Origin of the sequence: Janthinobacterium kochi, from assembly GCF_051380715.1 — a bacterium.
Classification (GTDB): Bacteria; Pseudomonadota; Gammaproteobacteria; order Burkholderiales; family Burkholderiaceae_D; genus Janthinobacterium.
Genome location: NZ_JBNYXO010000011.1, coordinates 79852 through 93688, shown reverse-complemented (window position 1 = coordinate 93688; position 13837 = coordinate 79852). Strand labels below are relative to the sequence as shown.

At 65.5% G+C, this 13837-nt stretch carries 8 protein-coding genes; all 8 read right to left on the bottom strand.

Features of this window, described 5'->3' with window-relative positions:
- Positions 1-2: 2 nt before the first annotated feature.
- A complete protein-coding gene (locus tag ACQ4WL_RS21250; RefSeq protein WP_436511523.1) occupies positions 3-515 on the bottom strand; it encodes a MarR family winged helix-turn-helix transcriptional regulator in 513 nt (170 codons plus the stop codon).
- A gap of 12 nt (positions 516-527) precedes the next feature.
- Positions 528-1328: an SDR family NAD(P)-dependent oxidoreductase gene (locus tag ACQ4WL_RS21245; protein ID WP_436511522.1), complete on the bottom strand. Its 801-nt coding sequence runs from the start codon at positions 1326-1328 to the stop codon at positions 528-530.
- A gap of 1 nt (position 1329) precedes the next feature.
- Positions 1330-3717, bottom strand: coding sequence for a bifunctional salicylyl-CoA 5-hydroxylase/oxidoreductase (locus ACQ4WL_RS21240; RefSeq protein ID WP_436511521.1), 2388 nt, complete (start codon positions 3715-3717; stop codon positions 1330-1332).
- Positions 3714-5333, bottom strand: coding sequence for an AMP-binding protein (locus tag ACQ4WL_RS21235; protein ID WP_436511520.1), 1620 nt, complete (start codon positions 5331-5333; stop codon positions 3714-3716). Before ACQ4WL_RS21235 ends, ACQ4WL_RS21240 begins: the two co-directional genes overlap by 4 nt.
- 93 nt (positions 5334-5426) lie before the next feature.
- Positions 5427-6137, bottom strand: a complete 711-nt coding sequence (locus tag ACQ4WL_RS21230) for a response regulator (protein WP_436511519.1) — start codon at positions 6135-6137, stop codon at positions 5427-5429.
- A gap of 85 nt (positions 6138-6222) precedes the next feature.
- Entirely contained in the window at positions 6223-10428 is a 4206-nt protein-coding gene (locus ACQ4WL_RS21225; protein ID WP_436511600.1) for a hybrid sensor histidine kinase/response regulator, read from the bottom strand.
- Between the two features lie 81 nt (positions 10429-10509).
- Positions 10510-11679, bottom strand: a complete 1170-nt coding sequence (locus ACQ4WL_RS21220; RefSeq protein ID WP_436511517.1) for a patatin-like phospholipase family protein — start codon at positions 11677-11679, stop codon at positions 10510-10512.
- A gap of 206 nt (positions 11680-11885) precedes the next feature.
- Positions 11886-13661 (bottom strand): gamma-glutamyltransferase, encoded by a 1776-nt coding sequence (ggt, locus tag ACQ4WL_RS21215; protein WP_436511516.1) that lies wholly within the window; start codon positions 13659-13661, stop codon positions 11886-11888.
- Positions 13662-13837 lie beyond the last annotated feature (176 nt).

The window sequence follows — 13837 nt, the reverse complement described above, 5'->3', positions numbered from 1 at the left end:
GGTCAGTCCTTTATGGAAATGTCATTGAGCTGCTGTTTCATCTGTGACAGCAGGTCGATTAATTGGGTTTTGTCGTCCGGCGTCACGCCCTGCAGCAGTTCGGCGATCCAGCCTTCGTGCACCCTGGCCATTTCGTCGAAGGCGCGCCGGCCGGCCGGCGTCAGCTTGACGCTGTACGAGCGGCGGTCCTTCGGATCGACCACGCGCACCACCAGTTTTTCCTGCGCCAGCTGGTCGGTGATGCCCGTGATATTGCCACCCGTGACCATCATGCGCTTGGACAGTTCACCCATGCGCAAGCCATCGGGAAAGCGCTCGAGCTGCGCCATCAAATCAAAGCGGGGCAAGGTGATGCCGAAGCTGGCGCGCAAGCGCGTGCGGACCTCGTTTTCGATTCTCACGGTGCACGAGAGCATGCGCAGCCACAGCTTGAGCGACTGGTGGTGGTCCTGCGTCAGGCGGCTGGCAAGGTCCAGCACCGGTTCAGCCTGCGGGAGGTCGCGTTCATTGTCCATTTTATCCATTGTCTACATAACTTCACCGCCGGCGACGGCGATCGATTGTCCATTCATGGCAGCCGACGCGGGCAGGCATAACCAGGCCACCGCATCGGCCACTTCGCGCGCCTGCACCAGACGCTGTTGCGGATTGGCTGCTGCCAGTTCCGCGCGCGCCGCGTCTTCGCCGCGCCCCGTCTTGCGCACGATATTCTGCACGGCCTGCGCCACCATCTCCGTTTCCGTGTAACCGGGGCAAACGGCGTTGACGGTGATGCCGCGCGGCGCCACTTCCAGCGCCAGCGCGCGCGTCAGGCCGATCACGCCATGCTTGGCGGCGACATAGGCGCTGACGTAACGGTAGCCCTTCAGGCCCGCCGTCGACGCCACGTTGACGATGCGCCCCCAGCCCGCCTCCAGCATGCCCGGCATGGCGGCCTGGCAGCAGTGGAACACGCCCGTCAGGTTCACGGCCAGCATCTGCTGCCAGATGGTGGCGTCCGTCTTGCCGAACGGCGCCGCATGCGCCTGCCCCGCGTTATTGATCAATATATCGATGCGGCCGAAATGCGCGGCGGCCTGCGCGAAGCCCGCCTGCACGGATGCTTCCACGCTCACGTCGAGCACGCAGATGGCCACCCTGCCCGCGTGACCCGCCTCTTCCAGCTGCATGCGTGCGCGCGCCAGCCGCGTGCCATCGCGCCCGGCCAGAGTGACCCTTGCGCCCGCGTCCAGCAAGGCGCCCGCGCAAGCCAGGCCAATGCCGCTGCCGGCGCCCGTCACCAGCGCGTGCTTTTCTGACAACGGGTCCATCAATGCGTGCTTGCTCATGTCATCCTTCCAGCAGCCGCGCGGCCACCTGTTGCGGGGTGAGGCCCGTATTGGCGGCGGCCAGCTGGCGCTCGCGCTGCAGATTGCGTTCCAGCTGTTGCTGGCCCGGCCGGTACTGTTTCGGCCAAGTTGCACCGGCGCCACTGTAGCCGATGCGCGCCATTTCCGTCAGGGTCCAGGCCGGGTTGGCCAGGTGCGGCCGGCCCACGGCGCACAGGTCGGCGCGCCCGGCGGCGATGATGCTGTTGGCGTGGTCCGCCTCGAAGATGGAGCCGACGGCCATGCTGGCGATGCCCGCCTCATTGCGCACACGGTCGGCGAACGGCGCCTGAAACATGCGCCCATACACGGGTTGTTCGAGTTTGCTGACCTGGCCCGAGGAACAGTCGATCAGGTCGGCGCCAGCCTGCTTGAACAGGCGCGCAATGAGCACCGCATCGTCGGGCGTGATGCCGCCTTCGACCCAGTCGTGGGCCGAGATGCGCACGCTCATGGGTTTATCCTGTGGCCAGGCGGCGCGCATGGCGCGAAACACGCGCAGCGGATAGCGGCAGCGGTTTTCCAGGCTGCCGCCATACTCGTCCGTGCGGCGGTTGGTCAGCGGCGAGATAAAACTCGACAGCAGATAACCATGCGCGCAATGCAGTTCCAGCCAGTCAAAGCCGGCGACGGCCGCGGCCAGCGTGGCGCGCACGAAGTCCTGTTCGATACGCGCCAAATCGCTTTCCGTGGCCGCGCGGGCCACCTGCGACACGCCGGCCAGGTACTGCTGTTCCGAGGCAGCCAGCAGCGGCCAGTTATCTTCCTTCAAAGGCAGGTCGATGCCGTCCCACATGGGCCGCGTCGAGCCTTTCGGCCCCGCGTGGCCCAGTTGCAGGGCGATCTTCGCATCGCTGTTCGCATGCACGAAATCGACGATGCGCCGCCAGGCTTGCGTATGCGCTTCGCTGTACATGCCGGGGCAGGCGGGCGTGATGCGCGCGTCGGCCGACACACACGTCATCTCGGCAAACACGAGACCAGCGCCGCCCATGGCGCGCGCGCCCAGGTGCATCAGATGGTAGTCGCCTGCCACGCCATCGACGGCGCTGTACTGCGCCATCGGCGAGACGGCGATGCGGTTTTTCAGCAGCACGCCGCGCAGCCGGAAAGGCGTCAGCATGGGAGGCATGGCTTCGTCCGGCAGCGTCGCACCGGCCTGCTCGCCCGCGCGCCGCGCCAGCCACAATTCATAGTCGGCCACATACGCGGGATCGCGCAGTCGCAGGTTTTCATGCGAGATGCGCTGGCTGCGCGTGAGCATGGAATAGGCGAACTGCGGCGCTTCCATGGCGCTGTAGCGCTCGACGTTTTCAAACCATTCCATGGAATTGCGCGCCGCGCTCTGGATTTTCAGCACCTCGATGGCGCGCAGCTGCTGGTAGGCGGCCAGCGCGGTATCAGTACCAGCAGCGCCATCCGCATGCTGGCCGAAGCAGCGCGCCAGCTCGATGGCGTCTTCCAGCGCCAGCTTGGTGCCCGAACCGATCGAGTAATGCGCCGTGTGGGCCGCGTCGCCCATCAGCACGACGGGCACGCCATCGTGCCGATGCACCCATTGCCGGCAAACGATGCGCGGGAAAGTGATCCACTGCGCCGAGCCGCGCAAGTGCGGCGAATTGCTCAGCAAACCGTGACCATCGAGTTCCTCGGCGAACAGCGCTGCACAAAAGGCGATGCCCTCTTCCTGGCTCATGGCGTCCAACCCCGCCGCGCGCCACACGTGTTCCGGCGTTTCGACGATGAAGGTCGAGGTATCGCCATCATATTGATAGATATGCGCCTGGAACCAGCCGTATGGCGTCTGGCGGAAGGCAAACGTGAAGGCCTCGAATTTCTTGCGCGTGCCCAGCCAGACGAAGCGGCAATGGCGCTGGTCGATCTCGGGCTGGTAGCTGGCCGCATAGCGCGTGCGGATGCGGCTGTTCAAGCCGTCGCTGGCGATCACCAGGTCGGCGCCGTACTGGCGCGCGATGGCCTGGTCGTCCTGCACGTCCGTCTCGAATACCAGCTGCACGCCGAGTTCCTCGCAGCGCGCCTGCAGGATATTGAGCAGGCGCTTGCGGCCGATGCCGCAAAAGCCATGGCCGCCAGAGCGCACGGTCTCGCCCTTGAAGTGGATCTCGATATCGTCCCAGTGATTGAACGCCTGCAGGATGGTGCGCGCCGTCGGCTCGTCCGCATTGGCCAGGTTGCCCAGGGTCTGGTCGGAAAATACCACGCCCCAGCCAAACGTGTCGTACGGGCGGTTGCGCTCGATGACGGTGATGCGGTGCTCCGGGTTCTGCTTTTTCATGAGCAGGCTGAAATACAGGCCGGCGGGGCCGCCGCCGATGCAGACAATATTCATGGGGTGTCCGTGCGAAGTTTGAAGCGCTGCAGCTTGCCCGTTTCCGTGCGCGGCAGGGAAGGCAGAAAACGGATGGCGCGCGGATATTTATACGGGGCGATCTGCTGGCGCACGAAGTCCTGTAGTTCGGCTGCCAGCGCGTCGCTGGCATGGCAGCCATCCTTCAGCACCACGTGCGCCTCGACGATCTGGCCACGCTCGGCATCGGCGCGCCCCACCACGCCGCATTCGGCCACGGCCGGATGGCGCAGCAGCGCCTCTTCCACCTCCGGGCCGGCGATGTTGTAGCCGGCCGAGACGATCATGTCGTCGCTGCGCGAGCGGTAATAGAAATAGCCGTCGCCATCCATCTCGAAGGTGTCGCCCGTCAGATTCCAGCCGTTCTGCACATACTCACGCTGGCGCGGGTCGGACAGGTAGCGGCAACCGGTGGGGCCTTTTACGGCCAGGCGGCCCGTCACGCCGGGCGGCTGCGGCACGCCCGCATCGTCGACGATACACGCCTGGTAGCCGGGAATGGCCTTGCCGATGGCGCCGCGGCGGATGCCTTCGCCCGTGGCGGAAATGAAGATGTGCAGCATCTCGGTGGCGCCGATACCGTCCGTCATGGCCAGGCCCGTCGCCGCCTGCCAGGCGTCGCGCGTGGCCAGCGGCAGCGCCTCGCCGGCCGACACGCACAAGCGCAGGCTGCGCAAATCGTGCCGCGCGACCAGCGGCGCCATCTGGCGGTAAAAGGTGGGTGCCGTGAAGCAGATCGTGGCGTGATAGGCGCCGATGGCGCGCAGCAGGGCCTCGGGCGTGAGTTTTTCCAGCAGCACGGCGCAAGCGCCAAAGCGCAGGGGGAACAGCAGCAAGCCGCCAAGGCCGAAGGTGAAGGCCAGCGGTGGCGTGCCGATGAAGATGTCGTCGGCGCGCACCTGCAGCATGGAGCGGGGAAAGCAGTCGCAAATGGCCAGCAGGTCGCGGTGCATGTGCATGGTGCCTTTGGGGACGCCCGTCGTACCCGAAGTAAAACTGATCAGGCAGACGTCGTCGGCCGCCGTGTCGCATGCGGAAAATGGCTCACCATACGCCTCCATGCGCCGTTCCAGTTCGGCGCCATCGGCGCCAAAACACAGCATCGGCGGGCATTTCGGCACGCCATCGAGTTCCGCGCGCAAGCCCTGCGCGCACAGCACGGCGTTCACTTGCGCCTTGGCCAGGATGGTGGACAGTTCGCGCGCGCGCAGCAGCGGCATGGTGGGCACGGCGATGCAGCCGGCCTTCAGCACGGCCAGCAGGCAGGCAGCCATCATGGGGGTGTTCGCGCCGCGCAGCAGCACGCGGTTGCCGGGGATCAGGCGCAGGTCGCTGCGCAGCACGTGGGCGATACGGTCGACTTGCCGCGCCAGCTGTGCGTAAGTCCAGCGCTGGCCGTCGGCAAGGATGGCGATGCGGCCGCCGCCACCGTTGGCCACGGCCGCATCGAGCAGCGCGGCGACGCAATTGAGACGCGGCGGATATTGCAGCTCGGGCAAATCCAGGCACAGCTGCGGCCAGAGTGCGCGCGGCGGCAGGTGCGCGCGCGCAAAGTCGTCCTGGGGAGATGCGGTGCTGGGCGAAGGGTCGCTGCTCATGCTCATCCTGGCTGGTGACGGGCGCGTGCACAAGGCCCGGAAGTAGATACTTTAAACCTAAAGTATTTTTCCAGCAAGCAGAAAACAGCAGATTCAGTCGGCGCCGTCGCACTGCCGCGCCAGGCGCGCCTGCTGCGCCACGCTGCGCGCCAGCACGGTCAGCACCGCCTGCATCTGGTCGCCGTCGAGCACCGCCGACCGCAACAGTGCGCTCATGCCAGCTTCCGCACCATGCAAACCGAGGGTGCGGCAACCGAGGTGCAGCCGTTCCAGCTGCTGGCGCGCTTGCGCCGGCTCGCCGCGCGCCAGCAAGGCGTCGACCTGCTCGCTGGCGGCGCCGACCTGCCCCTGGAAACCTGTCAGATAGGCCTGCAGGCGTTCGCCGTCGATGCCGAGGCGCTGCAAGGTGTCGCGCGGCGCCTCGGCCGGCAAGGCCGAGACGTCGAAGCAGGCGTCGATATGCTGGCGCACCTGCTCCGGCTGAAAGGGTTTGACGATATAGCCGGCAGCACCGGCCTGCACGGCGTCACGTACCGTATCGTGGTCATTGGCCGACGATACCAGCACCAGCGGCATGGCATCGAGCGCGCTGTCGGAGCGGATTTTCTGCAGCAGCTCCATGCCGGACAGGCGCGGCATGCGCAAGTCGCAAAAGCACAGCGAGGGGCGCAAGCCGCCTTCGAGCTGCTCCCACGCCGCCGCGCCATCTTCGGCTTCCACGATATCGTGCACGCCGCAGCTGTCGATCAAATGCATCAATACCATGCGCGACACGACATCATCGTCAACCACCAGTACTTTCATTGCTTTCTCCATTGCCGGCAGCGTCAGGGGCCTGGCCGTATTCTACCCAGTTTCGCCGCGCCCTCCATGGCCAGCATTGCCTATTTTACATTTCTTTGCCCGAAACGGCTATCAGCGCCAACAGTGCGCGCAATTGCGGCAAATGCAAGGCCACCTGCGTCCAGCGTCCGCCGTCCGCCGCCTCTTCCATTTCCGTGCACAGCATGTGCAGCTGCGTTTCATCCAGATAGGCGGCGCTGCCCTTCAAGCCATGCAGCAGGCGTCCGGCGTTGTCCCTGTCCTGCGTCGCCAGGGCAGCGTCGAGTTCACGCAGACGCCCCTCCAGGTCGGCGACGAAGGCGACGCGGATGCGCCGTTGCAGTTCGCCGCTGCGGATGGATGGGGACGGCGCCGCGACAGGAACTGCCGGCGCGATGCCGAACAGGGCATCGAGTTCGGCCTGCCCCCGCGCGGCGCCGCGCAGCGCGCTCGACGGCATGCGCGGCAACATGAAGCCGCGCTGCAACTGGCGTTCGATGGCGCGCGCCAGCAAGCCATGCAGCGCCGCCTCGTCCACTGGTTTACTGAGGAAATCATCCATGCCAACGCCAAGATAGCGGCTGCGGTCTTCTTCGCTGGCATTCGCCGTCAGGGCCACGATCATCAGTTCCTGGTCGCGCACGGGCTGGTCAGGCCAGCCGCCCACGCGGATCAATCGCGTCGCCGTGGCGCCGTCCATCTCCGGCATGCGCCCGTCCATCAGGATCAGGTCATAGCGCGTATGTACGCAGGCCGCCACCGCCAGCACGCCGTTGGCGACCACGTCGACACGGTGCCCCAGTTCTTCGAGCATGACGCGGATGATGATCTGGTTGGTGGGGAAGTCTTCCGCGCACAGCACGCGCAACTGGTGGCTGTGCGGCGCCAGCGCCACCTGCGGCACCAGCGGCGGCGCCACGCCATCGGCCAGCGGCAAGGTGAAGGCAAATGTGCTGCCCTGCCCCGGCGTACTGGCCACCTCGATCTCGCCCTGCATCAGTTCGACCAACTGGCGGCAGATCGCCAGGCCCAGCCCCGTGCCACCGTAGCGCCGCGTGGTGCTGGCGTCGGCCTGCTCGAACTTCTGGAACAGGCGCGCCATGGCGTCCGCATCGATGCCGATGCCGCTGTCGCTGACGGTAAAGCGGATCAGGTTGACACGGTGCCCGTCGCTGCCGCTAGCCACGCCGGCCCGCTCGACGCATACGCTGACGCCGCCGCGCTGGGTGAACTTGAAGGCGTTGCCGACCAGGTTGACCAGCACCTGGCGCAAACGGGTCGGGTCGCCCACCACGAAGGGCGGCAGGTCGGGCGCGAAATCGATGGCAAAACCGATGCTGCGCGCGGCCGCCTGCTCCTCGAACAGGCTGACGACCGTCTCGATCGCCGCACCGAGCGCGAAATCGATGTTTTCGATACTCAGCTTGCCTGCCTCGATCTTGGAAAAGTCGAGCAAGTCATTGATGATCACCAGCAGCGACTGGGCATTGGCCTGGCCCCGCAAAATTTGCTCGCGCGTGGCGTCGTGCAGCTGCTCGTCGCGCAGGGCAAAGCCCAGCATGCCGATCACGCCGGCCAGCGGTGTGCGCATCTCGTGGCTCATGTTGGCCAAAAATTCCGACTTCTGGCGCGTCGCGTCCTCGGCCTTTCGCTTGGCCTGGCGCAGGCTTTCCTCGTTTTTCGTCAGGCTGCTGTTGACTTGCGCCAGCTTTTCCGACTGGGCCAGCACTTCGATTTCCTTGCTCTGCAACTCGGCCGTGCGTTCGCTGACCTGCTTTTCCAGCTCGTTCTGCTGGCGCCGCAGCGCGCGCATGCGCTGGCGGTAAGCGCCATACACGGCGCCCAGCAGCAGCGCCGCCATCAGGGTGCGGAACCACCAGGTTTTCCAGAACGGCGGCAGAATCGTGATGGCCAAGGTGGCGCCGCTCTCATTCCACACGCCGTCCTTGTTGGACGCCTTGACGCGAAACACATAATTGCCCGCATCGAGGTTGGTGTAGGTGGCAAAGCGCCGCCCCGCATCCGTCATGACCCAGTCCTGGTCGAAGCCTTCGAGCCGGTAGGCGAACATGTTGCGCTGGGGTGCCGCAAAATGCAGGGCCGCAAATTCCAGCGAAAAGACGCTTTCGCGGCTGGTCAGCACCAGCTTGCGCGTGTGGTCGATCGCTTTCCTGAGCACGTGCGCGAACTCGCCGCGGCCGATGGCCACCGGCTTGTTGAATATCTGCAGTTCCGTGATGGCCACCAGCGGCGGCACGCGGTTGTCGTGGATATCCTGCGGCACGAACGCCGTCATGCCGTTAAAACCGCCGAAATACATGGTCCCGTCCGCCGCGCGCAGGGCCGCGCCATCGAAGTACGAGCCTTCCACCGTGCCATCGGCGCTGTCGTAGTTGCGGAACAGGCCACTGCGCATGTCGAGCCGCGTGATGCCGCTGTTCGTGCTCAGCCACAGCTGCTCGTTATCGTCGCCCAGGATGCTGGCGACGGCATCGTCGGCCATGCCATCCTTGCGCACGAAGCGCCGGAAGCGGATCTCGCCCTTCGCATCGATGTCCATGCGGTTCAGGCCATTGGCCGTGCCCACCCACAGCACGCCGCGCTTGTCCTCGTGCAGGAAGTGCACCTCGTCGTGGCTCAGGCTATGCGGGTTTTGCGGATCATGGCGGAAATGCCGGAAGTGGCCGCTGGCACGGTCCAGCAAATCGAGGCCGTGGAAAGAGCCTATCCACAGCCGCCCCTTGCCGTCTTCCAGCACGGGCCGCACCATGTTGTCGGACAGGCTATTCGGATTGGCCGGATCGTGGCGGTAGGTGGTAAAGCGTTTGCTAACGGGGTCGAAGCGGTGCACACCGCCGCGCGTCGAGACCCACAGCATGCCGCTGCGATCGCTCACGACATTGCGGATGGTATCGCTGTTCGGGTCGCCGGCGGCAAAGCGCATGGTAATAAAACGCCCGAGTGCGGGATCGAAGCGGTGCAAGCCCGTCGAGCCGCCCACCCACAGAGTGCCATCTGGCGCCTTGTACAGGGTGGTGACCTGCTCGTCGCGCGACATGCCGGGCGAACTGCGCAGGTCGAACACGCGCGAGCTGCCGTCGCGCGTATCGTACAGTTTCAGGCCGCCCTTGGTGGCCAGCCACAGCTTGCCGTTGCCCGCATCGGCCACGGCGCGCACTTTCTTGTCCGCCAGCGCGCCCACATCGCCGGGCGCCCGCGCCATGCGCGAAAAGCCGCCGCTGCCCAGGTCGACCCGGCTCACGCCGTTGTACCAGGAGCCGACCCAGAAGGTGCCCGCGCGGTCGCGGTACAGCGCCGACAGCTGATTGTCGGCGACGCTGAATTTGTCGCCCGTCTGGTGGCGATACTGCAGGAAGGTATCGCTCTCGGGCAGCCAGCGGAACAGGCCATCGGCGTTGCTGCCCAGCCAGACGGTGGCGTCGATATCCTGGTACAGGCTGGCGATGCGGATGGCGGAAAAGCCCTGTTTTTCATTCAGGCGCAGGCGTGCCTGCGGTGCCTGCCCGGCGCCGCCCAGGCGCCAGCGCTCGGCGCCGGCCATGGTGCCGATCCACAAATTCTGCTGGCGGTCCACCAGCAGCGACTGGATCACGTTGTACTTCGAACCGGGCTCCGTGTCGACGGCGAAATGCTCGAAGCGGTCACTGCCCGGCGCCAGCATGTCCAGGCCCGTGACGGTGCCTATCCACAGGCGCTGTTGCGCGTCCAGCACCAGCGCCTTGATTTCATTGTCGCCCAGGCTGTGCGGATTGCCTTCTTCATGGTGCCAGGTACGGAAGGCGCCCGTGGCGGGGTCGAAATGCTGCAAGCCGTCCGAGGTGGCGATCCAGAAGCCGCGCGCGCCATCGTCAAGAATAGCGTGGATATGCCGGTTGCCGTTGCCGCGCTTGCTCTTTTCGGCCGGCACGTAGTGTACGAAGGTCTGGCTGGCGGCATCGAAGCGGTCCAGGCCGTTGTCGGTGCCCACCCACAGCTGACCCTGGCTATCGACATGCAGCTTGCCGACCCAGTTGTCGGCCAGGCTGGTCTTGTCGCCCTCGATATTCTTGTAGACGACCATGCGGTAGCCATCGTAACGGCTCAGGCCAGACTGGCTGCCGAACCACATATAGCCCTGCCGGTCCTGGGCGATGGCCAGCACCGATTCCTGCGCCAGGCCCTGTTCGACGCTGAGCTGCTCGAAACGCAGGGTGGGCGCAGGCGCCGCTGCTGCCGGGCCGCCCGGCAGCAGCAAAGACAACAGCAATACCACTTCGCAAGCACGTCGAAATACCAGCACAATCGTCCTGTCAAAAAAAACGCGAAAACTCCGGCTACTGTTCCGGGGGCCGTCTCAAGAACCAAAAAACGCCAGTACATCGTCCTTGCGGGCCTGCGTATCGCGCTGTCCAAGACGGATCAGCTCATTAGTATACGTCGATTCGAACAATAAATACGATGCCAATGCCGCGCCGCGCGCTTCGGCCGCGCCGATCCCCGACAACATGGTGCGGATGGGACGGGGCAAACTGCCGATATGCCGGCTGGCGATGGCGTCGAGCCGTTCGGACGGCGCGATGACCAGCAACTCCACCGGTTTCAATGCCGTCTTGCCCAGCAATTCAGGCGGCAGCATCGACAAGGTGAGGTTGATGCGGTTCAGGCGCTCGATGTCGACAGCCAGGCCATCGAGGAAGATCGACGACAGCGCGTGGCCGGCGATCTGCGCCAGGCTGGGGTAGCGCGCCGCTTCGGACGCGGCGGGCGCCGGTTCCGTCATGCGCCCCGCGCCCACTACCAGCACCTTGTTCGCACCCAGGTGAATGGCCGGGGAAATCGGCGCCAGCTGGCGCATCGATCCATCGCCGCAGTACTCGCGCTGGCCGCCCACATACAGGGGCACGGCGGGGAAAATAAAAGGGATGGCGGCCGAGGCGAGCAAGTGCTCCACGCCGATCTGGTCTTGCAAGGCCAGGCGCTGCGTGCGCACCCAGGGCGCGATCTCGGCCCCCGTCTGGTAAAACGTCATGTGGCGGCTACCCGAATACGACGACGCCGTCACGGCCAGCGCATGCAGCAAACCGTCGGCCAGCGCCGCGTCCAGGCGAGGCAGGTCGAGCATGCGGTGCAGCAGGCTGACCAGCGGAGTATTGTCGAGCAGGGAATTGGGCGGCGAGGCATGCCACTGGCGCAGCAACCAGCCGAACGACAGCAGCGACAGCCAGCGCGCGCCCGAACGGATCACGCCCAGCGAATCGGCGCGGTAGACTTGCTCGACTTCGATGTGCTGCCACACGTCGAGCAGCTTTTGCACGCCCTCGCCAAAATTATCGGCCCGGCAGGCCAGCGCCGTGGCGTTGATGGCGCCGGCCGAGGTGCCGCAAATGATGTCGAAGGGGTTGCGCGCAGGCGCCCAGCCCGCTTCCCACAGTATCGCCGAAATCGCCTGCAGCACGCCCACCTGGTAGGCGGCACGGGCGCCCCCTCCCGTGAGTATCAAGCCTGTTTTATTTTGTATCCCCATGCCGGCAGATTAGCAGGGTCTTGATGCTTTGTGGAAAAGTTTGGAAGGCAGACGCCAGTTCCTGCAGGTATATTGTTTGCATCACGGCGCCGGACAAAACCGTAGCGAGCGGAAGGGAGAGGCGGCTAAGAAGCGCAACCGTACTCTAGTACGGTGAGCATCGCAGGCCGCCTATACCGACGCGCAGTAGGTTTGGTCCGGTGCCCCTAATCACCTCTGACCATGCCTTCACGCCGCGGATCGGCCCCGCCAAACCAGAAATCCTTGCCATGCGCATTCAGGCGCATGATGCCCTGCAGGCCGGAATTCTGTTCGATGACGCGCACCTCGTGGCCCATGGCTTGCAGCGCCTCGACTTGCGCGGTCGGCGCGCGGCCCTTTTCCAGCTCGGTCGGGCCGTTGCGGCTGCCGAAGTTCGGCAGGTTGATGGCTTGCTGCACGTTCAGGCCCCAGTCCATGGTGCCGACCAGCACCTTGGCGACATAATTGATGATGGACGAGCCACCGGGCGATCCCGTCGCCAGCACCAGCTTGTGCGTGCCCTTTTCAAACACCAGCGTGGGCGACATGGCGCTGCGCGGACGCTTGCCAGCCTGTACGCGGTTGGCGATAGGGCCATCGGCATCGCGCGAATCGAATGAGAAATCCGTCAGCTGGTTATTCAGCAAAAAGCCGTCGACCATCTGGCGCGAACCGAACGCGTCTTCCACGCTGGTGGTCATCGACAGGCCGCCCCCAAAAGCGTCCACCGCCACCAGGTGCGAGGTCGACGGGCGCTGCAAGGCGTTGTCCGTACCCCACGCCACCTGCATGCCGGGTGGCGTGCCGGGCAAGGCACGGCCCATGGATTTCTCGCCGATCAGGGAGGCGCGCTGCGCCAGATAGGTTTTATCGAGCATCGAGGCGATGCCATTGCCCGGCAGCGGCACGAAGTCCGTGTCGGCCACGTAGCGGCTGCGGTCCGCGTAAGCCAGGCGCCCCGCTTCCGAGAACAGGTGGATGGCCTGCGCATCGAGCACGCCGTCGAAGGGCGCATACGGGCCGATATCCTTCACTTCCAGCATGCCCAGCATCTGCGCGATGGCGATGCCGCCCGACGATGGCGGCGGCATGCCGCACACGGTCCAGGCCTTGTAGTCGCTGCAGACAGGCTCGCGCACCTTGGCCCGGTAGCCGGCGATATCGACCGCCGTCAGCTTGCCCGGATTGGTGGGGTGCGACGCCACCTTGGCGGCGATGTCGCGCGCGATGCGGCCCTGGTAAAAAGAGTCGGCGCCGCCGCGGGCGATCTCGCGCAGGGTGCGCGCCAGCTGCGGGTTTTTCAGCACATGGCCGACAGGCCAGGCCTTGCCCTCTTGGTCATAGAAATACGCAGCGGCAACGGGGTCGCGCTTCAGCGCCTGGTCCCAGTTTAATAGGCCGTTGAGACGCTGGCTGACGGGAAAGCCGCCGTGCGCCAGGCGGATGGCGGGGGCGAACAGGGTCGCCCACGGCAGCTTGCCATGCTCCTTGTGCGCCAGTTCCAGCATGCGCAGCACGCCCGGCGCGCCCACGGAACGCCCGCCTACCACGCCGGTGACGCGCGAGACGGGACTGCCGTCGGCATTCTGGAACAGGTGTTCGTCAGCAGCGGCGGGCGCCGTTTCGCGCCCGTCGAAGGCTTGCACGCCCTTGGCCGTAGAGTACAGCAGGAAGGCGCCGCCGCCGATGCCCGACGACTGCGGTTCGACCAGGGTCAGCACCAGCTGCGTGGCGATGGCCGCGTCGATGGCGCTGCCGCCTTTTTTCAGCATCTGGTAGCCGGCATCGGCGGCCAGCGGATTGGCGGCGGCCACCATGAATTTCTGCGCCGCCCAGCCCGATTTTTCCGCATACGCGGTGGCGATCTCCGGCGCCTTTTGCGGCAATTCGGCAAAGGAAGGATAGGCAGCCAGGGCTCCCAGCAAGGTCAGGCTCAGCGCCAGCGGCTTCAATGTGATCATGGATTCTCCAATAAAAAAAGGGCGCACAGCCGAGCAAGGCTGTACGCCCCATACGGGGGTATCCTACATCAAATGCCCGTCAGGGCACTGCGCTCGTAAGAGTGCCTGGCAATGTACAGGGCTAGGCGCGTGGCCGAAGACAGTACGAATAGTACGGCAAGGCCATGCAACAACGC